Source organism: Akkermansia sp. AE01SA01 (assembly GCF_036417395.1).
Classification (GTDB): Bacteria; Verrucomicrobiota; Verrucomicrobiia; order Verrucomicrobiales; family Akkermansiaceae; genus Akkermansia.
Genome location: NZ_CP143890.1, coordinates 1,831,111 through 1,857,684, shown reverse-complemented (window position 1 = coordinate 1,857,684; position 26,574 = coordinate 1,831,111). Strand labels below are relative to the sequence as shown.

Below are 26,574 nucleotides of genomic sequence, written 5' to 3'. Positions count from 1 at the left end.
GATGGTGATGGTCAGGATTGGGCGCGCGGTCCGAAGGCCGTGGCGATGAGTCGTTTTTGCGCGGCGGCGTGCAGGGCCTTGGCCCCTTCCGCCGGGCAGGCCATTGGGGGGCGCCCCGCATAGCGGAACGAGGTGGCGAATAGGCGGCCCAGCCGGTTGCGCAGATGTCCCCATGCCCCCATGTTGGAGGGTTCCTCCTGGCACCACACGAAGTCGCGCACTTTCTGGTAGGGGGCGAGCAGGTAGGTAAGCTGTTCCTGCGCCAGCGGGTAGATTTGCTCCACGCGGATGATGACGGTGTCCGTGATGCCGCGTTCCTTTCGGTAAGCGTTCAGGTCGTAGTAGACTTTTCCCGTGCAGAAGACGGCGCGCGTGATTTTGTCCGGAGCCGGGCTTTCCGGATCAGCCAGTACTTCGTGGAACCGGGACGGAGCCAGGAATTCACGGCGGGCGGAGGCGGCTTCCGGCCGGGAGAGCAGGCTTTTTGGCGTGAAGACGATGAGGGGCTTGTGTACGTTCTGGTGTATCTGGCGGCGCAGGGCGTGAAAGTATTGGGCGGGTGTGGTCGGGTTGATGACCTGCATGTTGTCGTCCGCGCAGAGCTGGAGGTAGCGTTCCATGCGGGCGCTGGAGTGCTCGGACCCAGCCCCTTCGTAACCGTGGGGCAGGAGCAGCACGATGCGGCATTTCTGGTGCCATTTGGCTTCCGCGGCCGCAATGAACTGGTCCACGATGACCTGGGCTCCGTTGGCAAAGTCGCCGAACTGGGCTTCCCACATGACCAGGGCGTCCTGGCTTTCCAGGGCATAACCGTATTCGAAGCCCAGCACAGAGGCTTCCGACAGGGAAGAGTTGTAGATGCGGAAGGCGGTGGTGCCGTGGTTCAGTTTTTCCAGCGGCGTGTACACGGAGCCGTTGTTGAAGTCATGCAGGACGGCATGCCGCTGGGAGAAGGTGCCGCGCTGGCAGTCCTGCCCGGAGAGGCGAACGGTGTGGTTTTCCGTGAGCAGGGATCCCCATGCCAGGGATTCCGCCATGGCCCAGTCCAGCGGGCCGTCTTCCCGGAAGGCTTCACGGCGGCGGGAGAGGAAGCGTTTTTCCAGGGTAGGGTGGGGCGTGAAGTTTTCCGGCAGTTCCGTCAGGATGTCTCCGATGCGCCGGAAGAGGTCCGGGCTGATGCCCGTGCGCACGCTGAGGCGGGGAATGGGGGATTCATCCGCATCCTGCGCGCTGACCGGGAGGATGTAGTCCGCCGGGTGCTCCTTCATCTGGTCGTATGCCTGCTGCATGCCGTTCCAGATGCGTTCCCTGATGCCATGTTCCTCCTGTTCCGTCAGTTCCCCCCGTTCCCGGAGCAGGGTTCCGTACAGGGCCGCCGCCGTGGGGCGCGCCTCTATTTTTTTGGTCTGCATGGGGGCTGTGAAGGCGGCCTGGTCCGTTTCATTGTGTCCCAGGCGGCGGTAGCAGTACATGTCCAGAATGATGTCGCGGCCGAATTTCTGGCGGAACTGGAGCGCGAATTCCGCGGCCCAGATCAGGTTTTCCGGGTTTTCCCCGTTGATGTGCAGGATGGGCGCTTCCAGCATCTGGGCCACGTCCGTGGCGTAATGGGAGGAGCGGGCTTCATCCGGGCTGGTGGTGAAGCCGATCTGGTTGTTGATGATCAGGTGGATGGAACCGCCGGTCCGGTAGCCTTTCAGCTGGGAGAGGTTGAGCACTTCCGCCACCAGCCCCTGTCCGGCGAAGGCGGCGTCCCCGTGGAGAATAAGCGGGAGCACATGCTTTCTTTCCATGTCATCCAGGCTGTGCTGCCTGGCCCTGGCGCGGCCTTCCACCACGGGGTAGACGGCTTCCAGGTGGCTGGGATTGGAGGAGAGGTTGATGTGCAGGGGCACGCCGTCCACGTGGCGCGTGGCGGCATAGCCCAGGTGGTATTTCACGTCGCTGCGGCCGATGGGGGATTCCGGAAGGTAGTCCGGCGTGAATTCGTAAAAGATGGTTTTCAGCGGCTTGTGGAGGATGTTTGCCAGCACGTTGAGCCTGCCCCGGTGGGCCATGCCCATTTCCACGTGGGAGATGGCCGCCGCAGGACAGCGTTTGACCAGGGCGTCCAGCAGGACGATGGCGCCTTCCCCCCCTTCCAGGGAGAAGCGTTTTTCCCCGATGAAGCGCTTGCCCAGGAATTCCTCGAACAGTTCCGCCTTGCAGAGGTGGATGAAGGCGTCCCGGCGGGTTTCCGGGCCGTAGTCCACGCCGTCCGCCCGGCGGTCTATTTTTTCCTCAATCCACGAGCGGATTTCCAGGTTGTCAATGTGCTGGTATTCAAATCCGATGGCCCCGCAATAGGTGTTCCGGAGGTGGGCGATGATTTCCCGGAGGGTGAAGATGCGCCCTTTCTGGAAGGTGCCGATGTTGATGGGCTGGTCCATGTCTTCCGGGCGGAAGCCCAGTTCTTCCGGACGTACGGGAACGGTCGCTTCCTCCGGAGAGTCCAGCGGGTTGAAGCGGGCGCATTTGTGCCCCATGACCCGGTATGCCCGGATGAGCTGGTTGACGCGCCCGCGGCCTTCCGCACTTTCCGGCGGAACCGTGTACGGGGAAGCGTCCGCGGCGTTTTCCTCTTCCCGCGGAGCGCCGCCGCTGCCCAGCTCGTATCCCTCAAAGTAGGCCGCCCAAAGGGGATCTACGGACAGCGGATCGTTTTTCCATGTTTCATGGAGCGCCGTGATTTCCTCAGGCGTGAGTCTGGAGAAGATGGAGGCGTTCATGCGGGAAGGATGGACGGAATGGTGAACAGTGGTTTATTCGCTGATTGTCGTCCGCTTTCTGAAGGCGGAATTTCCAACCATTAATAGCTGTGCTCGTTGAGTTGCACCTTTCCGCGGAAGACCCAGTAGATGGCTGCGGAGTAGGCGAGGACGATTGGAACACCGATGAGGGCGATGTAGGTCATCACTATCAGGCTTTCCCGTGTGGAGGAACCGTTGACGAGGGTAAGGGAGTGCTCCGGATTGGGCATGGAGTATAGCAGGTTGGGGAACATGGAGGCCCCAAACATGGCCATCATGCACCCCATCGTGGAGCAGGAGGCGATGAAGGCCCAGCCTGACCGGTTTTTGCTCATGAATATCCAGATGGCCGCAATGGAAACAGCCGCCAGCGCGGCGATGCCGTAGATCCAGGGCGAGCGTTCCAGCGCCGCCGCTACGTGCGGCACGTACAGGAGCGTGGCCGCGCCGTGAACGATGATCAGGATGGTAAAGATGATGATGCAGGGCTTGAGGAGCCTTTTGATTTGCTGCTGGAGTTCACCCTGCGTTTTCATCATCAGGAAGATGCCGCCGTGCATGGCGAAGAGGGCCACCGTCGTGAGGCCCAGCAGGATGGCGTAGGGGTTCAGCAGGCTGAGGAAGGTTCCCGTGAAGTTGCCCTGGTCGTCCAGCGGGATTCCCCTGGTGACGTTCCCCATGGCCACCCCGATGAGCAGGGCCGCAAGGAGGCTGCTGACGGAGAAAGTGATGTCCCAGCCTTTGCGCCACCACGGCATGGGCTGCTTGCTCCGGAATTCGATGGAGACGGCCCGGAAGATAAGGGTGAGCAACAGGAGCATGAAAGCCAGATAGAATCCGGAGAAGACGGAGGCGTACACGTACGGGAAGGCGGCGAAGAGGGCGCCCCCTCCCGTGATGAGCCAGACTTCATTGCCGTCCCATACGGGACCCACGGCATTGAGCATCAGCCTCCTGTTTTCATCTCCCTTGATAAAGAACTGGAGGGTGCCGGTTCCCAGGTCAAAACCGTCCAGAACGGCGTAGCCGGAGAAGAGTACGCCGACGAGGATGAACCAGATGATTTGCAGGTCTGCGAGAGTGAGGTTGTCCAACATGGTTTTAAGTGGGGGGATGGGGATTAGTCTTTGACGAAGGGGACCTGAAGCTTGCCTTCACCCGTGCCGTCGTCTTCCTTCGCTTCCTGGTCGGGGCCTTTGTGGATTTTATGGGTGATTTGATAAAGAAAGAGGGCCAGAAGCAGGGTATAGATGACGAAGAACATGCCCAGCGAGGAGAGTGCCTCCGCCGCGGTGAGGGTGGGGGAGACGGCGTGCTCCGTCCTCAGGATGCCGTACACGATCCAGGGCTGGCGGCCCATTTCCGCCACTGCCCAGCCTACCTGGTTGGCAATCTGCGGCCCCAATACGGAGAAGACAAAGCACCAGAGCAGCCATCGTTTTTCAAAGAGCCAGCCGCGTTTCCACGCCCAGAGGCCCAGCAGGAACAGGGCGCCCAGCGCACAGCCGATGAGGATCATGAGGTGGAAGGAGTAGAAGACGGGCAGGATGGGGGGGCGTTCGTCCTGCGGAATGGCGTTCATGCCGGTGATGGGGGTATCCAGGTCATGATGAGTCAGGAAAGTGAGCATGTACGGGATGGAGATGCCCGTCACTTCATGGGTGGACGGGTTCATCCAGCCGACGAGGTGGAGCGACTGCGGAGCCCCCGATTCCATCACGCCTTCCATGGCGGCAAATTTGGCGGGCTGGTGGATGGAGACTTCACGAGCGCTGGAGTCTCCCGTGATGCCCATGCCTACCACGCCTATCAGTCCGATGACCAGCGCTACCTTGAAGCTTTTCTTGGCTCCGCCCGTGAAGCGTTTTTTGAGGATATACCAGGCAGAGACGCTGAGCACCAGCGTGGCTCCCGCCAGCCAGCACCCCGCCAGGGCGTGCGTCAGGCGGTCCACCGTGGACGGGTTGAAGACCACATCATAGAAGCTGGTGATGTGCGCCTGGATTTTTCCGTTTACTTCCACCAGCTTGTAGCCGGCGGGCGTCTGCATCCAGGAGTTCGCCACAATGATCCAGATGGCGCTGAAATGGGCGCCCAGGGCCACCATGCAGGCGGAGAAGAAGTGCATTTTGGGCCCCACTTTGTCCCAGCCGAAGAGCAGGATGGCCAGGAAGCCGGATTCCAGGAAGAAGGCGAAGATGCCTTCCGCCGCCAGGGGGCTGCCGAAGATGTCGCCTACGCAACGGGAGTAGTCCGCCCAGTTGGTGCCGAACTGGAATTCCATCACGATGCCGGAGGCCACGCCCAGCGCGAAGATGATGCCGAATATCTTGGTCCAGAATTTGGCCTGCTTGTGGTAGAGCTCGTTTTTTGTTTTCAGCCAGAGGCCTTCCAGTGCCACCAGTACCACCCCCAGGCCGATGGTCATCGGCGGGAAGATGTAGTGGAACATGATGGTGACGGCAAACTGAAGACGGGATAATAAGACCGGATCGTCCATGATTGATTGGGGATGAGTGGTTGTTTATGGAACAAGATGCCGGCAGCCAAATTCCGGAACCTTTATGTTTTATACATCCCGGAGAGGGCTTTGTTCAATTATTTTCCTTCTGCTCTGACAACTTTTTTAGATTTTCTCTAAAAAACAAGGGCTTAAAGGCGGATGAACGCTTCCGTGCCTTCTTCCGTCAAGTCAAAAAGGGTCAGCATGTCCTGCGGGGAAAGGCGAATGCAGCCGTGGGAGTCCGGTGTTCCGAGGCTGTCCGTCCGGTTGGTGCCGTGGATGTAGATGTAGCGCTCCCGCGTATTGGCGTTTCCGGGGTCCAGGCCGTCCAGCCACAGGATGCGCGTCAGGATGAAGTCAGAATGTTCATTCATGCCCTCCGGGATGGCGGCCGGGTAGCGGCCAACCGGGAGCCGAGAGACGAAGATGGTGTCCTCAGGCAGTCCCGCTCCGATTTTTTTGCAGATGCGGAAGCGGCCCAGGGGCGTTTTTCCTGACCCCTGCTGACTGCCTGTGCCGGCTTTCCCGCTGGAAACAGGGCAGGAAAACAGGATTGTTCCGGCGGATTCCAGGGTCAGCTTCTGCCGGGAAAGATTAATGTGCAGAACCGCGGGAGGAGACATGCCGGGAAAGGAAAAAAGAGAAAAGGGGAACGGGAATGGGATTAGGCTTCCTGCTCCATGCGGGCGATGATGGCGCGAATGGCGTCCGTGAGCTGCCGCGCCACGTTGTTGTAGGCGGCCTGCCCGCATCCGATGGGGTCACTGATGTTCCTGTTGTCCGTGTAGCAGGTGACCAGCCTGATCTTGTCCGCGTGTTCGGGAAAGTTGGCCAGCATGACGGCCAGATGGCTTTCCGTCATCGTGTAGATGTCCGTGGATTCTTCCACCAGTTCCTGCGTGACGGCGCGGCTTGCATGGCCGGAAAGGTTTACTCCGTGCTCCCTCAGGACATGGAGCGTTTCCGGACTTGCTCCCTGCCCGTTCCAGGCCGCCGTACCTGCGGACCCCGCGAGCCATTCCGGATGGCTGGCGGAAAGCTTCAGGAAGAGGCCTTCAGCCATGGGGCTGCGGCACGTGTTTCCGGTGCAGATGAAGAGGATCTTTTTACGCTGGTTCATGAATCAGACTGTTTTTTGGGGTGGTGCGGAATGGGAACCTCATTAGGTTCCTGGTACAGGTTGTCCGGAGGGAGAACGCTGCCGGCTCCGTTTCCGTTTTCCGGAAGGGTGGAGGGCGGCGGATCTTCCTCGTCATCTTCTTCCGCATCATGTAAAGGAGGGGAAAACCAGGGAATCAGGCTGCCGGCCAGGGCCACGCCCAGCACGCCGGTTACGGGAGTCATGACGGGGAACCACACCCCGTGTACGGAAAAAAGGTACCACGCAAGGATGGGCGCCGACAGGATGCACAGGATCCACAAGAGCCAGCGCCCCCGTTTCCGGAAGCGGAGGGCCCACGTGGCCAGGAGCAGCACGTCCAGCACAATGACCCATTGTACCCATGCGGGAGCCACCGGAACCAGCACGGGAGGGGCCGGGGACAGGGCTCCCATGATGCTGCGGATGGTTTTTGCCGTCAGGAGCGCCTGGGCGTCGGGAGCCTCGGAGGGGGTGAAGGGTTCGGAAACGATGACGGCGTCTGCGGAGGAAAGGAGTTTTCTGACGGTGCTCATATCCGGGGGACGGAGGCCGGACATGACGGGAACGATGACTTCCTGCGTGTCCAGTAGCGTGGGAGCGCTGTTTTCCGCCAGCGGGATGCGGCCATATTCATCCAGCGGAATGGAACGGTTGTTGCCGAGAAGGAGGGTATCGCCGGGGATGAGCCTGACGTCTTCCGGGTCCAGGTCCAGCGCATTCAGCGCAGCGACGAGGGGAAGGGTGGGGATGATGTCTTCTCCCCAGCGGACAAAGAGAGGGAACGATTTGCCGCTTTCCTGGCTTGCGGAGAACAGGTCGCTGTTTTCCACAACCGTTCCCAGCGTGCCGGCTTCCGTGGTTATTTGGGGTGCTTCCCCCACCAGCCTGTCCGCACGGGGGAATTGGTCCGTTTTGCCGATGATGTTACCGGGAGGGATGGCCAAATGCTTCCAGCCGGACGGCAGGGACGCTCTGCGGGATGATTCGCTCATCTGGCGTCCCAGCGCTTTGTGGCGGAAGCGGTCCAGTTCATATCCCACGGCAGATTTGACGATGTTGTCGGGTTCCTCTTCCCAGGCCATGGGGGCAATGACGTAAACGTTTCTGGCGCCCTGTTCGTACAGGTGGCGGAACAGAACCGTATAGTCCATCGGATTGGGCGGATAGGTGGGGAAACTGTTCAGGGCGGATTCCCGGTGCAGGGAGACGACGGGGAGAGGGGCCGTCTGTCCCTTGTTGAAAAACTCGTAAGGCTGTAGAACAATGTCGCTTTCGGCGTTCAGCCCCTCCGTCCTTATGGTGTGGTATTCCTTTTGCAGGGCGCGGACGGCGGCCCGTTCATAAAAAAAGACGGTAGGGGGGATGAGCAGGTAGCCGAATATCCAACCCAGCCCCAGCGAGAGCTGGAAAAGGGACAGAATGAGCAGGAATTTGGGTTTAAGAGTCATCAGGGCGGCCAAATAGTTATTCTAGCATGCCTGCCAGAGGCTCGGCAAGCATGGAACCGGGGAGAAGACGGCGCAGATGCGCCAGCCCTGCGGGGATTTGTTTCAGATACCAAGTTTTCCCTTTGTTGTGGCCGATGTTGGCGTACGCGCCCAGCATCTGCATGAGCCTTTGCAGTGCGCATGCTCGGAAGATGTCGCGGTCCAGGGCGCGCCCGGTGAGGTGCTCCCATTCCCGGAGCAGTTCGTCCGTCTGTTCCGTTTCCAGATGCGCGTACCCGTCAAACACCAGGGAAGCCAGGTCATACTCCGGACGTCCGCCGCGCATGCCCTGGAAGTCGATCAGCCAAGTTTTTCCTGCATGGATGTGCACGTTCTGCGACTGGCTGTCCCGGTGAACGGGGCAGAGCGGCAGGCCGGCCAGGAATTGCGCCATTTTCCGCAGCGCGGGATGGTTCAGGAAGCCGTTCGCGGACAGGCCCAGGTGCGTGCCCAGCAGATGTTCCGCAAAATATTCCTGCTCCCAGCGGTACAGGGATTCGTCAAAAGAGGGTTGAAAAGAAAAATTTTCCGGGAAGGGGCATTCATGCAGCAGGCGGAGCTGTTCCATGGCCCGGATGTAGCGGAAACGGAGTTTCTCCCAGGGTTCGCTTCTGAAAGACAGGAGATTGTCGTCTCCCAGGTCTTCCGCCAGGGCTGCTCCGCAGCCAGGGCCTAGGGGTTCGTAGTCATAGACCTCCGGCACGTTGACGCCGTTGGCGCGCAAATGGCGATCCGCGGGGATGAAAGAGTCGTTGTCCGCGCGATCATCTCCCCAGAGAATGCCGATGCAGGTCCGGTCTCCCAGGCCGATGCGCACAATAGTGCGGCCGGATGCGCCGAGGGCAATCGTCCGGAAGTCCTCTTCCCGGGGCGTGACGTGAAAGCTCCGTTGGACCAGGCGGGAGAGTTCTTTCATGGGAGGAATGCAGGGAGCCGCCGTGCAGGCGGAAAGGGAAGGAATCAGGCGGGGAACTGGTGGTTTTCTCCATAGCCATAGTTTTCCACGACGTAGTCCACGTCCTTGTCACCGCGGCCGGAACAGTTGACCAGAATGGCTCTTCCGGGGTTTTCCTGCGCCCACTTCATGGCATACGCAATGGCATGGGAACTTTCCAGGGCCGGAATGATTCCCTCATAGCGGGAAAGTTTGAAGAAGGCATCCACGGCTTCCTCATCCGTGGCGGTTACATAATTCACGCGGCCGATGTCGTGCAGGTAGGCGTGTTCCGGCCCCACAGAGGGGTAGTCCAGGCCGCTGGCCACGGAATGGACCGGGCCGGGGTTGCCGTCGTCATCCTGGAGCATGATACTTTCGAAACCGTGCAGAACGCCCTTGCTCCCGTAGGTGATGGAGGCGGAATGCTCCCCTAGTTTGGGGCCTTTGCCGAGCGGCTCCACGCCGTAAATATCCAGCGGATCGCCCAGGAAGGCGGTGAACATGCCCATGGAGTTGCTGCCGCCGCCCACGCAGGCGCACACGGCGTCCGGGAGCAGTCCGGTCATTTCCAGGAACTGTTCCCGGGCTTCCACGCCGATGCACATCTGGAAGTCGCGCACCATTTGGGGGAAGGGGTGGGGGCCTACCACGGACCCGATACAGTAAATGGAGTCCTTGTAGCTGTTCAGGTAGGAATCAAAGGCGGAATCCACGGCTTCCTTCAGGCTCTGGAGTCCGTGGGTGACGGGAACGACCTTGGCTCCCAGAATTTTCATGCGTGTGACGTTGGGCGCCTGCTTGGCAATGTCGACCGCTCCCATGTGAATCTCGCATTCCAAGCCGAAGAAGGCGGCCGCCGTCGCCAGCGCCACGCCGTGCTGGCCCGCGCCCGTTTCCGCAATGATGCGTTTTTTGCCCATATATTTGGCGAGAAGGCCTTCCCCCATGCAATGGTTGAGCTTGTGCGCGCCCGTGTGGTTCAGGTCTTCCCGCTTCAGGTAAATCTGGGAGGTGCCCAGGTGGCGGGACAGGCGTTCGCAGTGGTAAACGGGAGTGGGACGCCCCTGGAACTGCTTGCGGATGCGGCGCAGTTCGTTGATGAACTGGGCGGAATGGGCGATGGTCTGGTAAGCCTCCGTGATTTCTTCAAAGGCGGGGACGAGTTCGTCCGGCAGATAGACGCCGCCGTATTCGCCGAAGCGACCCCGGGCATCCGGAAAATTGCGCAGATAAGTATGGAGATCCATGGTGTGTTTCATTCGTGACTGCCAGTATTTAGCACGATGACCCGGTCCAGGCAAAAACAATCTCCACCGGAAGCCCGATTTAAGAGCTGGAAAGCGGCCGTGAAAAGCGTTCCGGCAGGCAGGAACGGCCGGGAGGAGGAACTCCTCCTTCAACGTCCTCCCTGCATGGCTGGCAGGGAGGGGGAAAGAAACGGACCTGTGCCCGGTTTTCAGCCCAGGCGGCGTCTTTTGATGGACTTGCCGGTGTCCGCGATGGCTTGGCGCGCCTCATGGTCCGGACCGGCCATCAGGGCGGCCAGGTCCCGGACGATGTTCTGGCGCATGCGGTCCACCAGTTCCCGCCCTTCCTGGGTGATGGCGACCATGATCTTGCGTCTGTCCTTGGCCGCGCTCATGCGGGTCAGGTAGCCCATTTCCTGGAGTTTGTCCACCATGCCGGTCGCCGCCGCCGTGGAATGGCCCATCTTCTGCGCGATGCTGGACATGCTCAGGAAGTCCTCGCTGGCCAGATAGGTCAGCAGGAAAAACTGAGGGTAGGAAACCTTGCCTTCATTCAGCTCCGGAGAGAGGTTGAGAATGCAGGAACGCTGGGTGAGCAGGACGAAGTCCGCCAGCTTGTTTGCTTCTTCAGAAATGGAGTTCATCGACGTTGTGAATGTTTGGGGTAAGTTTGGTGCTGTGTTCGCATCCGGAAGCTGTCCGGCGGTTCGGCAAACCTACCTCTTGCATCTTTCCGGAGCAAGTCAAAAAGATAAATTTTTATTAAAATTTTACATTTGCGGATAGTACGACTTTTGGTGGTAACTTTTATACAATATGTTGAATGTGAATAGAATGATATTATTTTGATGATATAATGTGAATAACATGTAAAAAAGATGCGTAACCTGCTGAGAAAATAAATCATTTCCGTATCCGGCATTTATAGCTGTCAAAAATGCCGGAAAAAGATGGATGCAGGATGACAAGGCCCTGCCGGATCAGGATGGCGGAAACGGGAAAAAGGCTGGAATTTGCCACTTCCAACGGAAAGTTTTATGCCGGAGCGGAGGCGCTTCAAGGGGATGGAAAACGGTGGATTTGCGGTGCCAGGCCCGTTCCGGAAGAGTTGGAATGCCTTCTCCGTGGAGGAGGCTTTTTTCTTTAAAACATCCTTATGGAAAATGCCCCTAAAGTGCTGTCTGCCAGGAAATGGCTCCGCCGATGCGAAGTTTCCGTGCAGGAGGGGTAAACGGGGGTGAAAGACTGTGGAAAGGCGTCAGTTCAGAGTCAGGTCCGGAGACGGTACAGGCGAGGAGCCGGGCGGGCAGGCTCACGTGCAGAGAGGCATTTTTCTCCGGGTTTTCCCTTCAATTCAGGGATATTCGGGTGGACGGGAAGCTTTCCTTCCTGTTACTGCCTTCTGGTGGCAAATGCTTCTCCGCCGACCAGCCAGTTCTTTCCATCCGGGGTATGGATGTTTTTCCAATGGAACGTATGATCCGTGATGTCGGAAAAAATCCATTTCATGTTCTTTTGCGTGATTTCGGTCAGGATGATCTGGCCGTCCTCCTTTTTAGCTTCAAGTTGTACGGCTTCCCCGGCGGTTCCGTAAAAGATGTCCCACGCGCGTTTTCCGGGGTGGTAAATCCTGATGGTTGTTCCGTAGGCCGCATCCGGCCACGTTTTCGTCTTCCTGGCCTGGCGGGAAGGGCAGATAAAGATGTCCTGAATGGCCGTGCCTTCCAGAACCCAGGAGAAAATCCATTCCCCCGGAACATGGCGTTCCTGTTCCGTACCATGGCCGTCAATCCATTCCATGTCCCAGGTTCCCACCAACGGACCGAACCAGTTGTCTTCTTCCGGAATGGAGGGGTGTTTGCCCTGGCTCGTCAATGCTTCTTCAAATTCTTTCATGTGTTTGTGAAGAGAGGGAGTGTATTTTGCCTTCCCGTGGAGAAGAAACGGAGACGGGGACGTTGATTAGCCGGGCAATTCCGGGGAAAGGCGTCTACCCGTACCGCCGCAGGAGGCGATTGATGATTGAGCCGGAAGTCCGGAATCTGGGAACAAATCTCGGTCCATGAAAAACAGGAACGCTGGCGGTAGGGAATATCGTGGGTAGTAAAACGGCTTTTTTCAAACGGGCTGTACAGGGGAAGGAAAGTCTATCCCTCCGGCGGGGAGAGGGGAAGGCCATTCTCCGGGGCACGGTTTTTCATGAAACAGGGCCGGAGAATGGCCGGAAAGCCGCTTGTTGCGCGTTAATTGGCGGGTGGAGGGGTAAAGACGCGGGAACCCAGGTCCTTGTCCAGGAGGAGCATTCCCTGGCCTTCTCCCTTGATCAGGCGGAGCTTGCTGATGATGTCCTTGACGGTTTCCTCTTCCTCCACCTGCTCGCTGACGAACCAATGCAGGAAAATGTCCGTGGCAAAGTCCTTTTCCTCCTTGGCCAGGCGCACCAGCTCATTGATGCGGCGGGTAACTTCCTGTTCATGCGCAAGCGTGGCTTCGAACACTTCCAGTACGTTGGCCCACTGGGCCGCGGGAGCGTCAATGGGAAGCATGACCACCTGGCCGCCGCGGGCCAGCAGAAAATCATAGAGCTTCAGGGCGTGGGCGGTTTCCTCCTGGTACTGGACGCGCATCCAGTGGGCAAACCCCGTGAGGCCGGCGTCCTGCATGTAGGCGGACATGCCGAGGTAGAGGTTGGCGGAATACATTTCCCATTTGATTTGCTCATTCAGAGCAGTTGCCATTGTTGTACTGATCATAATAAATAATCCTGTTGATTTCCCTTTCCTTCTACAAAACAAAGTCCGCAGGATCAAGATAATCCTGCGGACTGTATGACGGGAAATTCAGGGAAAAACCGCTAAATCAGGCTTCTACGGAAACGGCTTCCGGAGTTTTTTCCACGGGGGCTTTTTCCGTATCCAGGGACACGGTTACGATTTTTTCCTCTTCCGCGGCAGGTGCTTCCACTGCGGGGGCCTGTTTGGAGGCCGGAGTTTCGGAAGGCTGTATAGCTTCTTCCTGCGGGGCGGGCTGTGATGCGTCTTCCTTGACGGCGGCTGCCGCCTTGTTCCTGCCTTTGGCGGGTTTCGCTTCCTTTTTAGGCTGGGACGGGGCAGAAGCCGTCTTCGGCTGGCTTACGGTGTTGTTGGAGAAAACCAGAATATAGCCTTGTTCGGAAAGCCACAGCAGGTCGCGGACCAGAAGCTGCTGCTTTTCCTTGGCCTGGGCGGTTTCTTCTTCCGTCACACCTTCATGGTCCGGAATGGGGGAAAGCTCCTTGAGCATGACGTCCACTCCCTTGCCGGGATGTTCCTTTGCCCAGTTCACAATGGACATCAGGGAATCGGAAAGGATGGTGCCTTCCGTCATGGCCTTGGGCCGCGCGGGTCCCGTATAGTGGTTGCCCTGCCATTTGAAGATGGGCATGTGATGGCGGGCCAGTCCGTGGCAGAGGTTCGGAATAAGCATGCTGGGATGACGCCGGGTGGTGCTGGAAAGTTGAATCAGATGAGCCCACAGGCCGGGAGAAAGATGGTTCTTTTTCACTGCGCCGTTTACGAACACCTTGTCCGTGACGTCATAACACTCTTCAAAATGATTGGCTTCAAAGTCCTGTTCCACGGCGGACGGAGTTTCCAGAAGGGCTTCCGGAGCTCCTTCCCGGAGGGGCTTCCAAACCGTGCGTTTGGAAACGGAGGCCTGCCAGGCTTCCACGGTTTCTTCGCTCTTGTCCGTGACGATTTTGGAACGGAAAACCTCGAAAGGCATGTCCACAAACTTGGTGCGGTGCAGATTCATCAGGGCGGACTGGTAGCCGTGCCAGTTAACCGGGCCTATCAGCTCATTGTTCAGGGAACACTTGGCAATCGCCTTGAAATCTCCTTTAGGGGCTTCCACTTCCTGTTCCACGGACTCATAATACCTGGGCAGCCATTCGGCGTTCCAGAGGTGTTTGACGGCCTCCTGGCGGGAAATAAAGCAGGCTCCGTCGCCATGCTTGCAATGGTACAGGTCCGGACCGTTTTCCTGCTTCATGAAGACCAGGTCATAACGGTCAAATGCGCCCATGACCACCTTGGCCAGGTCCATCAGGGAAATGGTGCGGCGGTGCTTCTGCACCTCCTGGGAAAGCGCGGCCAGGCCGGAGTCCACGGGGCGCAGCTCCACGCGCAGCCCTTCCGCCGGTTCCGCCTGCGGCGCCCGCGCGGGGCGTTCATGGCGGTCTCCGTCGCGGCGTCCGCGGAAAGGTCCGCGGCTGCGGTCGTCCCGGTTAAACCTTTTTTCTCCCTGTCCGTCAAAACGGCGTTCCCCCCTGGGGCGGTGTTCGTCATGGTTGTCGCGGCGCGGCCGGCGGTCACTCTGACGATCCCTGTCACGGTAAGCTGGCGAGGAACCGGAATATTCCTTCCGGGCTCCGGCTCTTGCCCATGCCGGACCAAATTGGAAGTCGGCCAGGCCGGAAAGATCCGGCAGTTGCTGCTTGGAGTCTGTGGAGGGAGTTTCTTCGGTCATGATGTACGGGTTGTTTCAATAGCAACTAAATGAGGTATATGGCAATCATTTTACGTGCAAACGCCCCTAAAAATGTTCAAACTGTCATGAAATGCGGCTGGAAATGCTTGTCATCCGCCTCATTTTTTCATCCAACCTTCGTTAAAAATTTCTATTTTATGGATAAAATACGTCAACGACTTTCCGAACTCGGCTACTCCGTTTATGATGCTCCGGCCCCGGTAGGCTCCTATGTCCAGTGCGTGCGCACGGGCAATCTGCTTCATCTCTCCGGCGGCATTTCCGTAAATGGAGAGGACAAATACTTTGGCAAGGTGGGGCAGGACCTCTCCGTGGAGGAAGGCCAGGCCGCGGCGCGGGCTGCCATTCTCAACCGTCTGGCCGTCATCGTGCAGGCGGTGGGCTCCCTGGAAAAGGTTTCCCGCATCGTAGCCGTCAACGGCTTTGTCAATGCAGGGCCGGAATTCTATGACCATCCCAAGGTGCTCAATGGCGCCTCCGACCTGCTGGTGGAAGTCTTCGGGGAAATCGGCCGCCATAGCCGGACCGCCGTTGGCGTGTCTGCCCTGCCGCTCAACGTAGCGGTGGAAATCAGCATGGTCGTGGAAGTCCGCGATTAGGCAATTGACGGGCCTGGAGGGATTCGGGCTTGAATCCGCCCGGTATTCCTGTAAAGTGCCGTCCGGTCAATGCCCTCGTGGCGGAATGGTAGACGCTGCAGACTTAAAATCTGTTGTCCGCAAGGACGTACCGGTTCGAGTCCGGTCGGGGGTACTTCACTAAACAGCAATAAATTGCATAGATAAAAGGCTCGCTTTTGGCGAGCCTTTTTCGTTTTAGGGAGTGCGGGAATTACAGGTCAACGCTTACACGTGTAGTGAGAGAGAATTTGAAGAGAAAATCAGGATTGAACCCTCCGTATTCTACCAGCACCCGGAGGCGGTAATTCTCAAAATTACGATACCCGCAGGCCCTCCCTTGGACGAACTTCATCTTCCGGTGAATCCTTCCGTGATTGCCTCGTTCTTCCTGTACCTCCACATACGGATGAGCAGGGCAAACCACTTCCTGATGGTCACCGCTATTTTGCCAAGTTCCATCGGAGCCTCATGGAGCGGCATTCTCACCATTTCCTTGAGTTGGCCGATGTCGCTTCTGTATTGTTTAACCGTCTGTAATAAGTTGCCTAACTTCTCCCTGAACTCATGGCATACCCAGATGGCCGGGTTGATCTTAAAGGAGCGAATCCGGGTTTTGCTTTCCCGGACCATCAGCTTGCAGCCCCTCTTTCTCAAGGAGGGGTGATGAAACTGCTCGTGGATGATGCGTTTCTTCGTGGTTGACGGACACCGAAGTCCTTGTCCATGATTTTGTTGTCAACGTTTTTGATGTTATTCCCGGGTACTGGAGCGGCGATGCGATTTACTGGGAAGCTTTTCAGGGAGCAGGCCGGCAATGGGTTTTCTGAAGAGATGGGCGGCACTGTTGGCGTCTGAATAGTCTGGTGTTGATGATGGCTTTTTTGGCGGATCATTCACCGATTTTGACGTTGAGCCAAATGAATGGAAGATGCGGGCATGTGTTTGTCAAAAAGCTGGACTGGTAACAAAGGTAAAAGACTGGAAAAGTTTTTCAGCTGCCATGCCGGGTAGTCTGTTTTTTCCTGTTTCCGTCAAGATATTGCTCCTGGTATCTCTGTCGGTCATGGGATGGCAAGGTGCTTTCCATTTTATCCGGTTGTGGAAAAATGAACAGCTCCGTCCATGGAATGTTCCTGGGCGGAGCTGTTTGAAGAATCGGCCTCCGGAATGTTGTACCGGAAAGACAGATTTCTATTTATGAGCGTTCTCGTAAAAGAGGTTGCCGTAATATTGGGGGATGAGCCAGTCCTTCCCCCAGGATGTTTGTTTGAGTTGTTCTATGTCTTTGGGAATGAGATCGTCGGCGGTCAGTTCGTTTTTGTCGTCTACGTTGCAGTTGTAGGGTTCGCACCCCCATTCCTTGCGGATGTAGTCGGAAAAGTCCTCTATCCGGATAACCGTGTCAATCCGGTGCGTGAAGAGGAAATGGTTATATTGCGACTGGAGGTGAACTTCAAACGGATCCGGGTAGTTCCGGTCGTTGAGTTTGATGAGCAGGAGCATTGTTTCAATGAAACAGCGCTTGTCCTTGCAGGCTGCCGTGTAGGGAAGGGGCAGATCTGAGGCAATGCACCAGGAATAATTGCAGAGATTGACGAAACGGTCCACAGGATCGCGGTAGGTGATGATATGACGGTAGCTTCCAAGTTTTTCCGCGTTGTAGCCCGCATGTCCCCTGACCTGGGAGCAGGCGAAACCGTCTCTCCATATCGGGTTTTGAGCTCCGTTGTAGTGTGTCGTGTATCCGTTGTATTCGTGCAGTGTAGTTCCGAGCATAGTAGAACAGGCATTTTTGGAGACCAGATAGCCTACTGTCTTATGCTCATGAGAGACAACGAAGCGTGTGCCTTCCCTTGCATGGGGGTCACTGCACAGGAAACGAAGTCCTCCCCGGGAGTTGAGCAGGATCCATTCGTCTGTAGCGGGGTTGTGGTGCAGGTATTCCAGAGAACGGTATTTGGGCCACCACAAGGTCATGGAGGTTTCCGATCTGGAGAGAATCTGGGCCTGGTCCGGACAGGAGTCCGTCCGGGTGAGTCTGTCGCCTTGAATTTCACAATCAGCTTGGAAATGATAGGCAACGACGCGTATGATTTGGTTGTTAGACATGCTTCTGTTTTACAGGATTGCTGTGAAACATGTAACAGGAAACGGAACAGGGAAAAGAGTGCCACTTCCTGGACAGACGGGATTGGCGAAAGGGATTTGCCTTGTGTTTTTTGCTTCCCAATGTTTATTGAAGACATTGTCCGGAAGATGTCTCCAAGGAGAATATCCCTTGACGGTAGAATATAAAAACAGTTCGGTTTAAGGGAAAAAACTATTTCCCCTCGTCCCATTTACGGCAGGGAATTGGTCCGTGGCTTAATACGGTTCTGTACGTTTTCCCAATCCCTGTGAAAACAGTTTTTTTGTTTGTGATTCATTCTCTTTTCTCTGCGGGAAAAATAGCCGGCTACGATTTCCCGGATTTCTTCCAGCCATTTGTAGCAGCCATCGGGCGTACGGCCTGCAATGATGCGGAACATTTTTCTTTCAAGGGAGGTTATTCCGCAGAAAGCGAAGATTCAGTTTTTCCTGATGTGCTTGGAGAGGATCGCCGAAAACGAATTGTTCACGTTTCTCCAGAGTACTGGAAGTATTGAAAATCAGGGGCGCTTTGCTTTCAGCAGGTCGATGGAGCCGTGTCCGTTGTCTCCCTTCGGAAATTTCCTGCCTGAGAGCGTGTTCCTTCAAGGTTTCCACGGCTGCCGTGGCAATGGCCGCATGGAAACTGTCCTTTCAAGTATGTCCCGGAATAACGGATATGTTCATGTCGGTCGATGAGGTTGTTGACCCCCGTCTGTGTAGAAGTAGTGTTCCAGCTGCATTGCCCCCAGGGCTAACTCGAACTTATTTCTTTTTCCTCAGAAGCCTGTCATGATTAGAACGATGTTTCCCTTTATAAAGATAATCAGTTTTGCTGTTCCTGCCAACTGTACGGTCAATGAGATCGGGAATGTCTTCCTTTGAATATCCTGCCTTGAGAAGGAATTCCTCCGCGTTGGCATAGTTGCCTGGAAATACGGCAACAAGGATTTCCATGAACGTTTTTTCAAGCTCTTTGACTTCGTCTTCGAAAACCTGATTTCTCGTGTTGATAAAAGACTCTCCTGTTGCAACGTCGTTCATGAGTTTCCGAAGATCTTCCATTTTAAGATGACGGAGCTTTTTTACTTGTTCTTCGGCAGGTCGATGAGCAAGGCTTCCTTGTTGAGGGTCGTCCTCGGTGATCCGGAAGGGATTGGTCTCGTGCGCACTTTTGAATTGCCTCAATATATGGGCATAATAAGGGAGCAGGAGGCGTGTAATAATCTGCTTCTTTTCAGGCTCCCTGATTTTATCGGTTTTTCTAACCAATCTGATATATTTTTCCATGAAGAGACAAACCTTGGATTTTTGGTTAATGTCAGACATTTCGTCAATGTTTATTTCCGGTTCGGTTTGCTTGTATGTGTTGAAGGAAAAGGTGGGGGCCAAAGCTACGAGGTAGCAATGCCATATTTTTTCCCTCAATTCGGTATCAACATTGTCTCGTGTCGTTACCTTGAAGGTATGTGTATGTTTTTTAGCCTTTTCATAAAATGATTTGAACAGCTTGTTCCGCAGGGATGAGGAAAGTTCCCGGACGGCGGGAGAGGGCTGTCGGTATGAGTCAATGCAGGCGGGACTTTCCAGCATGGGGTGGGAGTCGGCAGCATTGGCCGCCCCGATAAAGAGACAGACCACAAATATGTATAAAGGTGGTAACGTGTTCATAGTATTTTAACCTTCATTGCTGTTCTTTTTAAGGCCGTGCCAGATTTTTCTGCGATGGTTTTCGTCGTAAGTTTGTCAATAGCCTCAATATAAGCTTGCCATTTTGCTTTCCTGAAAAATAGCATTTTCTTTTTCATTTCCAGGCCTGACATTTTCTGAATGAACAGGGAAATCACATTTTCCCCTCTGTCAATAGGATGTTGGCACTGAATCAGATTGCCAGAGAATAAAACCAAAACCGTGGGAATAGGGAAGAAGAGTCCGCAAACATGCAGCCTTAAAAGATGGAATCATGGAGGGCCTGAGGCGAGGTATATTGAAAATGGAAGGACCTTATATGAAATTGAACGTCTTGGGGAACCGTTTGAGGGCAGGGAATGCCATGATTTTTTGTTTACGCACTAAAAAAGCGCCTCCCATGGCGGGAGGCGCTTGGAAACAGGTTGATGAAAGCAGCCAGTTACATGCCCTTGTTCTTCATGGCTTCCGCCAGGGCGGCGCCCATCTGGGCCGGGGTCTTGGCGACCACGATGCCCGCTTCGCGCAGGGCTTCCTGCTTGGCGGCGGCGGTGCCTTTGCCTCCGGCCACGATGGCGCCCGCGTGGCCCATGCGGCGTCCCTTGGGAGCCGTGGCTCCGGCGATGAAGGCGGCCACGGGCTTCTTGCAGTTGTTTTTGATCCATTCAGCGGCTTCCTCTTCCTCGGAACCACCGATTTCACCGATCATGATGAAGGCGTCCGTGTTGGGGTCTTCCGTGAAGAATTGAACGGCCTGCTGCTGGGTCATGCCATGGACGGGGTCGCCGCCGATGCCGATGCACATGCTCTGGCCCAGGCCCATGTTGGTGACCTGCCAGACGGCTTCATAGGTGAGCGTGCCGGAACGGGAAACGATGCCGATTCTGCCGGGCTTGAAGATGTAGGCCGGCATGATGCCGATCTTGCAGCTGGCGGAGGGGTTGACGATGCCGGGGCAGTTCGGGCCGATGAGGGTCACGTCCTTGTCTTTCAGGAATACCTTCACTTTCTGCATGTCTTGCACCGGGATGCCTTCCGTGATGCAGACGATGAGCTTGATGCCCGCGTCCGCGGCTTCCATGATGGCGTCAGCCGCGAAGGGCGGCGGGACGAAGATCATGGAGGCGTTGCAGTCCGTGGCCTTTTTGGCTTCCGCCACAGTGTCGAATACGGGGACCTTGCCTTCAAAGAGCTGGCCGCCCTTGCCGGGAGTTACGCCGGCAACCACGTTAGTGCCAAAGTCCATGCAGTTTTTGGCGTGGAATGCGCCGGCGCTGCCGGTGATGCCTTGCACGACGAGACGGGTGTTTTTGTCAATGAGAGATGTCATTGTCGTAATAAATGGTGAGGGTTATTTGACTGCTGCAACCGCCTTCTGGGCAGCTTCGTCCAGATTGTCGGCAGGGATGATGGCGATGCCGCTGTCGGCGAGGATTTTCTTGCCGATTTCCACGTTGGTGCCTTCCAGGCGGACGACAAGCGGGATTTTCATGTCGATGTTTTTTGCTGCGGCCACGATGCCCTGGGCGATGACGTCGCAGCGCATGATGCCGCCAAAGATGTTGACGAGAAGGGCCTTGACGTTCTTGTCGCTGGTGAGGATGCGGAACGCGTTGGTGACCATTTCCTCCGTAGCGGAGCCGCCCACGTCCAGGAAGTTGGCGGGATCGCCGCCGTAGTATTTGATGATGTCCATCGTGGCCATGGCCAGTCCGGCGCCGTTCACCATGCAGCCGATGTTGCCGTCCAGGCCGATGTAGTTCAGGTCGTATTTGCCGGCTTCCACTTCGCGGGGGTCTTCTTCCGTTTCATCCCGCATTTCCATGATTTCCGGATGACGGTACAGGGCGTTGTCGTCAAAGTTGAATTTGGCATCCAGGGCGCACACGCGGTCATCCGTGGTGACGACGAGGGGGTTGATTTCCACCAAGGAGCAGTCCAGGGCGGTGAAGAGCTTGTAAACATTGGTAATGAGCTTGGTCGCCTGGCGGAGCAGGGGACCGGTGAGGCCCAGAGCCACGGCGATTTTGAGGGCCTGGAAGGGCAGGATGCCCAGGGCCGGGTCAATGTGTTCGCGGATGATGGCTTCCGGGCGGGTGGCCGCTACTTCTTCAATGTCCATGCCGCCTTCCGTGCTGGCGACGATGACGGGGCATTCCCGGGCGCGGTCCTGCAGGATGGCGAAGTAGCATTCCTTTTTAAGGTCCACGGCTTCCGCCACCATGATCTTGCTGACCAGCTTTCCGGCTTCCCCGGTTTGCTTGGTGACCAGTACCTGGTTGAGCATCTTGCCGGCTACGTCTTCCACTTCCTCCACGGAGTTGACGACGTGCACGCCGCCCTTGAACCCGTTTTTGAATGTCCCTTTGCCGCGTCCTCCGGCATGTACCTGTGCCTTAACTACGTATTGGGAAACGCCCATGTCGCGGGCTACTTGTGCTGCTTCCTGGGCGGTGGTGGCGGCAATGCCCTTGGGAGTTGCCACGCCAAAGCGCTCAAAGAGTTGTTTTGCTTGATATTCGTGAATATTCATGACAGTGGGCCGTTCGGCCAAATGTTTGCGGAAGAAAGGCTAGGACTATTTCCCGTGCCGGTCAAGGGATAATGGTTTGGTCTTTTTATTTTTTTCCCGTTACCGTTGTGGAAATCAAAGAGGACAGAAGGCTTGACTGTCTGCATAAAGATTGGGAAACTTTCCTTCCATTTCCGTATGTTGCTATTTTATGAAAATTTATCGACCTGCCGATAGTTGTTTTGAAGAGATGAAAAACCGGATGAACCGCCGGGCCCTTCCCGAGAATTCCGTAAGAGATACCGTTGATTCCATTATTCAGGACGTTGCCGCCCGCGGAGACGCCGCCCTGTTTGATTATGCCGCCAGGTTTGACAAGGTCACCCTGGACAGCGGCTCCCTGTTTGTCACCGCGGAGGAACTGGCGGAGGCGGAAGCCGCCGTGGAGGAATCCGTGAAGGAGGCCATTGCCGCTTCCCTGAAGAACATTCATTATTTTTCAGACCGCAGCCGCAGGCAGGACTGGTCCGGAGTGAATGCCCAGGGCGTGGAGGTTGCGGAACGCTTCCTTCCCTATGACCGCGTGGGCATTTACATTCCCGGGGGCAAGGCGCCCCTTGTGTCCACCTCCATCATGACGGGCGGCTTTGCCCAGGCCGCCGGCGTGCGGGAAATCGTGGCCGCCACGCCGTGCGGGCCGGACGGACGGGTGAACCCCGCTCTTTTATATGCGCTGAAGGCTTCCGGCGCCACGGAAATTATCAAGATAGGCGGCGCCCAGGCGATCGCCGCGCTGGCGTTGGGTACGGAGAGCGTGAAGCCCGTGGAAAAGATTTTCGGCCCCGGCAACCGTTTTGTGGTGGAGGCCAAGCGCCAGCTGGTGGGCGCCGTGGCCATTGATCTTCTTCCCGGGCCGAGCGAAGTGATGGTGCTGGCGGATGAGACGGCGGACGCCGAGTTTCTGGCCGCCGACCTGCTGGCCCAGGGCGAGCACGGGCCGGACAGCGTCGTGGTATTTGTGACTACCTCGGAAGAGCTGCTGGAACGGGTGGAGGCGGAAGTGGAACGCCAGGCGGCCCTGTTGAGCCGGGGCGCTATCATCCGCGAGGTGCTGGACAAGCACGCGTACGGTTTTCTGGTCTCCTCTATTCAGGAGGGAGTGGACCTGGTGAATGCATTTGCTCCGGAACATCTGGTTCTGGTGACGGAGGATGAAGAGTCCGTGCTGGCGGCCATTCGGACGGCCGGCGCCATTTATGCGGGGGCCCTGTCCACGGTGGCTTGCGGCGATTTTCTGGCGGGTCCCAGCCATACGCTGCCCACGGGCGGCGCGGGCAAGTCGTTTTCCGGTCTGCGGGCGGACCAGTTCCAGCGGCGCACCAGCGTGGTGCGCATGAATGGGGATGCCGTTTTGAGGTCGGCTCCGTATGTGGCGGAGTTCGCCCGAGTAGAGGGGTTGGATGCCCACAACCATTCCCTCCAGGTACGCGCTTTGCGCGTGAATCCGTAACAGTAACCAAGATAGACATACGTCCCATTATGAAACAGGAGCAAGGGACCAGGGAACGGCTGCTGGAGGCCGCCGAAAATCTGTTTGCCGAATACGGCTATACGGAAACGTCGCTGCGCATGATTTCCCAGGCGGCCGACGTCAATATAGCCTCCGCCAACTACCACTTCGGCGGCAAGGAAGGGCTGTGGAAGGCGGTCATGATGAAGTACGCCCCGCTGGCACGGGATTTCCGGATGGCCCGGGTGGCGGAGGCCATGGAGCGGGACGGCTCCATTGAGGCCCTGGCCCACGCATACGTGTACCCCTCCTTTTACGGACTTCTGAACACGGGGGACCTGACTCTGGAGGAACTGAACACGTTCCCCCATTATCTGCGCCTGATGGGCATTTGCCATGTGCAGACGCCGGAAATTGCCGTGGAATATATCAAGGAGGTGTATTCCCCCATTCGGCGGCAGCTTCATGACAGCATCCGCAAGATGTTTCCGGGCGCTTCCTCATACCAGATTTTCTGGACGGTGCTCGCCATTGAAAGCATCATGATCGGGCTTCTGACGCGTCTCCGGATGATCATGGAGCTGATGGAGGCCAACAGGATTCCGAAAGGGAGCGTGAAGGATCTGTTTGAACTCATTGTCCATCAGGTGGAATCCCTGATCCGCATGTGCGGAAAGACCATGTAGGCATTTTATCTTTCCGGAGTTCGGCATGTTCAAGTCCCTCATCCGTACGTTTGCCATCGTGGTCGCATTCGTTGCGGGTTACATGATGCCCTGGCTTCATGTGTACGGCTGGACATTCAAATGGATGCTCATTGGCATGCTTTTCGTGACTTTTCTGGGAATCCGCTTCAAGCGGATGAAGCCGGAACGTCCTCATTGGCTGCTGGTAGGGGCCAATTTGCTGATTGCCCTGGCCGCATGGGGCGTATGCCGCGCGTCGTTTGGGTCCGGTTACCTGGCGGAGGCTGCGTTTTTCGTGGGCGTCATGCCTACGGCCACTGCAGCTCCGGTGGTGATGGGGCTGCTGGGCGGCAGCGTGGAGTTTATGCTGACCGCCCTTCTTGTGACCAACGGCGTCATTTGCATTCTGCTCCCTTTCATTCTGCCCATGGTGGTGGGGCAGGGCGGCTTTGAGATTTATGTCAACGTAGCCCAGAACATAGCCCTGGTGATGCTCCTGCCTCTTGTGCTGGCCCTGGCCGCGCGCCGTTTTTATCCCCGTGCCATCGCGTGGCCCCGGAAGCTGAAGGACGTCACCTTCGGCGTCTGGGTGGTGATTCTGGTGCTGATTGCCGCAAACGCTTCCCATGACATTTCCTCCCGGGCCGGTATTTCGGAACGTGTGCTGGAGCAGATAGGAGCTCTTTCCCTGCTGATTTGCGCCCTGAACTTCGGCCTGGGCCATTTGCTGGGCGGCAGGGCCCGCTCCGCGGAATGCAGCCAGGCCCTGGGTCAGAAGAATACTACGCTTTCCATCTATCTGGCTCTGACGTATTCCAATCCCATCGCCGCGCTCGGACCTACCTTTTACGTTCTGTGGCATAATTTGTGGAATGCGTGGCAGCTTTACCGTGCGTCGGAACAAAAGCGCCGGATTGGAAAGTAGGCGGTTCCGTTTTTTATCGTATCCCGGCGGCCGCGTTTTCTGATCAATTATTGGCTGGGGGAGCTTGAGCGAAACGTCGCCTCCCTCCTTCCAGCGGCGTTGCGGCACACGCGGCATTCAAAAGGCTTGAATTCCGGGGGAGGGCCGTTAACGTTGTGCTCCCGTTATGCAGGCGTCCACTCCTCCCCTGAAACCTCTTTCTTCACGCACCAAATGGCTGATTGCCCTGTGCCTGTGCATGGCCGTCCTGTTGCTGGAGTTTTTGACGTATCACATGGCCTACCGCATCGGTTACGATGAAGGAGCCCTGCATACCCCTCCGGTAGTGATCCAGAAGAGTGATGAAAAAGCTTTCCAGAAATTGTCCCGTTTCATGGCGGATGTGTTCGCTTCCCGGGAAAGCCTGTCCGGAATTCTGGACAACCGGGAGGAACGCCTCGCCTGGATCAGGGATCCGGAAGTTCGGTCGGAAACGGCCTGGGGGCTGACCCGCGAACTGATCAGCCGCGGCGGTGTGAAGCAGGCGCTTCCTTCGGCCAGGGAATTGATTGAGGCAGGCTACGCGGAGGGAAAGCGGCAGATATGGGCTCCCCGCGCTGATGCCGTGGCCCGGGCCCTGCTGGCGGAGCACCAGTACGCGGCTGCCTACGATTATTTGAAAATAGCCGTGGATGGGTATGAGAAGGGGAGCATGGCCGCCGAGCTGGTGAAAGCCCTTCAAACCATGAGTTCTATTGACCAGATATTGAACCGGAATGACCAGGCAAATGCGTTGCTGCAGCGCGCCGTGGAGGCTTCCGCCCTCCTGGGGAGCGACTCTCTTGCCGTTAAGTCCAGGCTTCTGGCCGCCCAGGGCAGGCTGGCCCGCGCTGCGGGCCATGTTCCGGAATCACGGGCCTATTTCAAGGAAGCTCTGGTTCTGTTCCCCCAGGAACAGGGCAAGACCACAGGAGACCTGGCGCTGGCCAGCATCAGCATGGGAGAAGCCATGCTGGAAGCAGGCAGGAAGGAGGAGGCCCGCGAGCTGTTCCTGAAGGGGCTCACCGGCTCGGAAAATGCTTCCTATCTGCTCAACGACTGCCTGAACGCCCTGCGCGGGCTGGCACGCATCTCCACGGAGCAGGGAAATTATGAAGAGGCGCTGGCCTACCTTCACCAGGCGGAAGGCGCCGCCCGCGGCGTGCTTCCGGCGGACCACGCCTTCTGGGCCGGTCTGTATGACCAGCGCGGATGGGTCAACATCATGCGAAAGGCCGCGCCGGAAGCACGTGCGGATTTCCTGAAAGCAGTGAGCAATGCGGCGGTCTCTCCCATGATTGCCGCCCAGTCCCGCGAGGGCCTGGGGAAAGCGTGGCTGGACGCCGGGGAAGGAGGAAAGGCGCGGGAAAACCTCCGGCAATCCATCCAGGTCCGGGAATCCAACTTCTCTTCAGATACCCTTTCCCTGGGCAGGGTGTACCATTCCCTGGGAATGGCCAGCGACATGGAAGGGGACCGTGAAGGAGCCCTCCAGGCGTATTCCCGCGCCGTGGACGCCCTGCTGAAATGCGGGGACGGGCCGGAACGGAAAAATTTGCTGGTCCAGTCCTACTTGTGCAAGGCCTACGCCCTGTGCGACGGTGAGCAGTGGCAGGAGGCAGTGAACGCTTTTGAAGCCGTGCTGCCGCTGCTGGAAGGAGAACAGAGGTCGGAAAACTACAAGCAGCTCGGCCGCTGTTACGATGAACTGGGAATGACGGAGAAGGCGGATGAATGCTGGAAGGAATCCGGATTTCCGCGGGTGCGCCGGAGTTCTCCCGTGCGCCGGACGGACGGCGGCAGGGTATCTTCCCGGCGGTGACGGCCCTCCGCCGCCGCGCCGTAAGACGTTG

At 57.2% G+C, this 26,574-nt stretch carries 24 protein-coding genes and 1 tRNA gene; 7 read left to right on the top strand and 18 right to left on the bottom strand.

Translation table 11 applies throughout. The features are described 5' to 3' along the window. Positions 1 to 11: 11 nt before the first annotated feature. From V3C19_RS07470 to V3C19_RS07415, 12 genes are all read right to left on the bottom strand, one after another. Positions 12 to 2,768: a 2-oxoglutarate dehydrogenase E1 component gene (locus V3C19_RS07470; RefSeq protein WP_295877137.1), complete on the bottom strand. Its 2,757-nt coding sequence runs from the start codon at positions 2,766 to 2,768 to the stop codon at positions 12 to 14. Between the two features lie 80 nt (positions 2,769 to 2,848). After that, positions 2,849 to 3,886, bottom strand: coding sequence for a cytochrome d ubiquinol oxidase subunit II (gene cydB / locus V3C19_RS07465; RefSeq protein ID WP_130084680.1), 1,038 nt, complete (start codon positions 3,884 to 3,886; stop codon positions 2,849 to 2,851). 23 nt (positions 3,887 to 3,909) lie between these two features. After that, positions 3,910 to 5,289 carry a cytochrome ubiquinol oxidase subunit I gene (locus tag V3C19_RS07460; protein WP_130084679.1) on the bottom strand — a complete coding sequence of 460 codons (1,380 nt, stop codon included), beginning with the start codon at positions 5,287 to 5,289 and terminating at the stop codon, positions 3,910 to 3,912. A gap of 152 nt (positions 5,290 to 5,441) precedes the next feature. Then, complete coding sequence (locus tag V3C19_RS07455; protein ID WP_295932231.1) at positions 5,442 to 5,915, bottom strand: L,D-transpeptidase; 474 nt, start codon at positions 5,913 to 5,915, stop codon at positions 5,442 to 5,444. A gap of 41 nt (positions 5,916 to 5,956) precedes the next feature. Continuing rightward, the gene (locus V3C19_RS07450) at positions 5,957 to 6,412 is read right to left on the bottom strand and encodes a low molecular weight protein arginine phosphatase (RefSeq protein WP_295932226.1); all 456 of its coding nucleotides are present in this window, start codon (positions 6,410 to 6,412) and stop codon (positions 5,957 to 5,959) included. Further along, positions 6,409 to 7,881: a hypothetical protein gene (locus tag V3C19_RS07445; RefSeq protein ID WP_295932224.1), complete on the bottom strand. Its 1,473-nt coding sequence runs from the start codon at positions 7,879 to 7,881 to the stop codon at positions 6,409 to 6,411. The genes V3C19_RS07450 and V3C19_RS07445 overlap by 4 nt, the downstream gene beginning before the upstream one ends. 16 nt (positions 7,882 to 7,897) lie before the next feature. Then, complete coding sequence (locus V3C19_RS07440) at positions 7,898 to 8,836, bottom strand: phosphotransferase (RefSeq protein ID WP_295877148.1); 939 nt, start codon at positions 8,834 to 8,836, stop codon at positions 7,898 to 7,900. A gap of 44 nt (positions 8,837 to 8,880) precedes the next feature. Beyond that, a complete protein-coding gene (trpB, locus tag V3C19_RS07435; protein WP_130084674.1) occupies positions 8,881 to 10,104 on the bottom strand; it encodes a tryptophan synthase subunit beta in 1,224 nt (407 codons plus the stop codon). A 209-nt stretch (positions 10,105 to 10,313) separates the two neighbouring features. Next, positions 10,314 to 10,748: a MarR family transcriptional regulator gene (locus V3C19_RS07430; RefSeq protein ID WP_130084673.1), complete on the bottom strand. Its 435-nt coding sequence runs from the start codon at positions 10,746 to 10,748 to the stop codon at positions 10,314 to 10,316. A gap of 748 nt (positions 10,749 to 11,496) precedes the next feature. Continuing rightward, the gene (locus V3C19_RS07425) at positions 11,497 to 12,000 is read right to left on the bottom strand and encodes a hypothetical protein (protein WP_130084672.1); all 504 of its coding nucleotides are present in this window, start codon (positions 11,998 to 12,000) and stop codon (positions 11,497 to 11,499) included. A gap of 347 nt (positions 12,001 to 12,347) precedes the next feature. Further along, complete coding sequence (locus tag V3C19_RS07420) at positions 12,348 to 12,857, bottom strand: ferritin (RefSeq protein WP_161981416.1); 510 nt, start codon at positions 12,855 to 12,857, stop codon at positions 12,348 to 12,350. A 106-nt stretch (positions 12,858 to 12,963) separates the two neighbouring features. Continuing rightward, positions 12,964 to 14,613 (bottom strand): hypothetical protein, encoded by a 1,650-nt coding sequence (locus tag V3C19_RS07415; protein ID WP_295933477.1) that lies wholly within the window; start codon positions 14,611 to 14,613, stop codon positions 12,964 to 12,966. A 158-nt stretch (positions 14,614 to 14,771) separates the two neighbouring features. Here V3C19_RS07415 and V3C19_RS07410 point away from each other — a divergent pair, with 158 nt between their 5' ends. Together V3C19_RS07410 and V3C19_RS07405 are read left to right on the top strand one after the other, a co-directional pair. Then, on the top strand, positions 14,772 to 15,233 hold the full coding sequence (locus V3C19_RS07410) for a RidA family protein (protein ID WP_130084670.1): 462 nt from the start codon (positions 14,772 to 14,774) through the stop codon (positions 15,231 to 15,233). 71 nt (positions 15,234 to 15,304) lie between these two features. Further along, positions 15,305 to 15,387, top strand: a tRNA-Leu gene (locus V3C19_RS07405). Between the two features lie 215 nt (positions 15,388 to 15,602). On the opposite strand, the gene V3C19_RS07400 is transcribed toward V3C19_RS07405, so the two are convergent. Both V3C19_RS07400 and V3C19_RS07395 read right to left on the bottom strand, forming a co-directional pair. Next, positions 15,603 to 15,908, bottom strand: coding sequence for a transposase (locus V3C19_RS07400; RefSeq protein WP_295933475.1), 306 nt, complete (start codon positions 15,906 to 15,908; stop codon positions 15,603 to 15,605). A gap of 537 nt (positions 15,909 to 16,445) precedes the next feature. Further along, positions 16,446 to 17,363, bottom strand: coding sequence for a hypothetical protein (locus V3C19_RS07395; protein WP_295877408.1), 918 nt, complete (start codon positions 17,361 to 17,363; stop codon positions 16,446 to 16,448). 287 nt (positions 17,364 to 17,650) lie between these two features. Here V3C19_RS07395 and V3C19_RS07390 point away from each other — a divergent pair, with 287 nt between their 5' ends. Further along, complete coding sequence (locus V3C19_RS07390; RefSeq protein WP_295877410.1) at positions 17,651 to 17,899, top strand: hypothetical protein; 249 nt, start codon at positions 17,651 to 17,653, stop codon at positions 17,897 to 17,899. 247 nt (positions 17,900 to 18,146) lie between these two features. Here V3C19_RS07390 and V3C19_RS07385 read toward each other — a convergent pair whose 3' ends face one another. From V3C19_RS07385 to sucC, 4 genes are all read right to left on the bottom strand, one after another. Then, entirely contained in the window at positions 18,147 to 19,052 is a 906-nt protein-coding gene (locus V3C19_RS07385) for a hypothetical protein (RefSeq protein WP_295877413.1), read from the bottom strand. Continuing rightward, the gene (locus V3C19_RS07380; protein WP_302388596.1) at positions 19,049 to 19,204 is read right to left on the bottom strand and encodes a hypothetical protein; all 156 of its coding nucleotides are present in this window, start codon (positions 19,202 to 19,204) and stop codon (positions 19,049 to 19,051) included. The genes V3C19_RS07385 and V3C19_RS07380 overlap by 4 nt, the downstream gene beginning before the upstream one ends. 308 nt (positions 19,205 to 19,512) lie before the next feature. Beyond that, the gene (gene sucD / locus V3C19_RS07375) at positions 19,513 to 20,400 is read right to left on the bottom strand and encodes a succinate--CoA ligase subunit alpha (protein ID WP_295877417.1); all 888 of its coding nucleotides are present in this window, start codon (positions 20,398 to 20,400) and stop codon (positions 19,513 to 19,515) included. Positions 20,401 to 20,421: 21 nt separating this feature from the next. Then, a complete protein-coding gene (gene sucC, locus V3C19_RS07370) occupies positions 20,422 to 21,603 on the bottom strand; it encodes an ADP-forming succinate--CoA ligase subunit beta (RefSeq protein ID WP_295877420.1) in 1,182 nt (393 codons plus the stop codon). Between the two features lie 190 nt (positions 21,604 to 21,793). Here sucC and hisD point away from each other — a divergent pair, with 190 nt between their 5' ends. From hisD to V3C19_RS07350, 4 genes are all read left to right on the top strand, one after another. After that, entirely contained in the window at positions 21,794 to 23,092 is a 1,299-nt protein-coding gene (gene hisD / locus V3C19_RS07365) for a histidinol dehydrogenase (protein WP_130084665.1), read from the top strand. A gap of 29 nt (positions 23,093 to 23,121) precedes the next feature. Continuing rightward, positions 23,122 to 23,778, top strand: coding sequence for a TetR/AcrR family transcriptional regulator (locus tag V3C19_RS07360; protein WP_295877423.1), 657 nt, complete (start codon positions 23,122 to 23,124; stop codon positions 23,776 to 23,778). Positions 23,779 to 23,803: 25 nt separating this feature from the next. After that, positions 23,804 to 24,703, top strand: a complete 900-nt coding sequence (locus V3C19_RS07355; protein WP_130084663.1) for a hypothetical protein — start codon at positions 23,804 to 23,806, stop codon at positions 24,701 to 24,703. Between the two features lie 166 nt (positions 24,704 to 24,869). Further along, positions 24,870 to 26,543, top strand: a complete 1,674-nt coding sequence (locus V3C19_RS07350) for a tetratricopeptide repeat protein (protein ID WP_130084662.1) — start codon at positions 24,870 to 24,872, stop codon at positions 26,541 to 26,543. Positions 26,544 to 26,574: the final 31 nt, after the last annotated feature.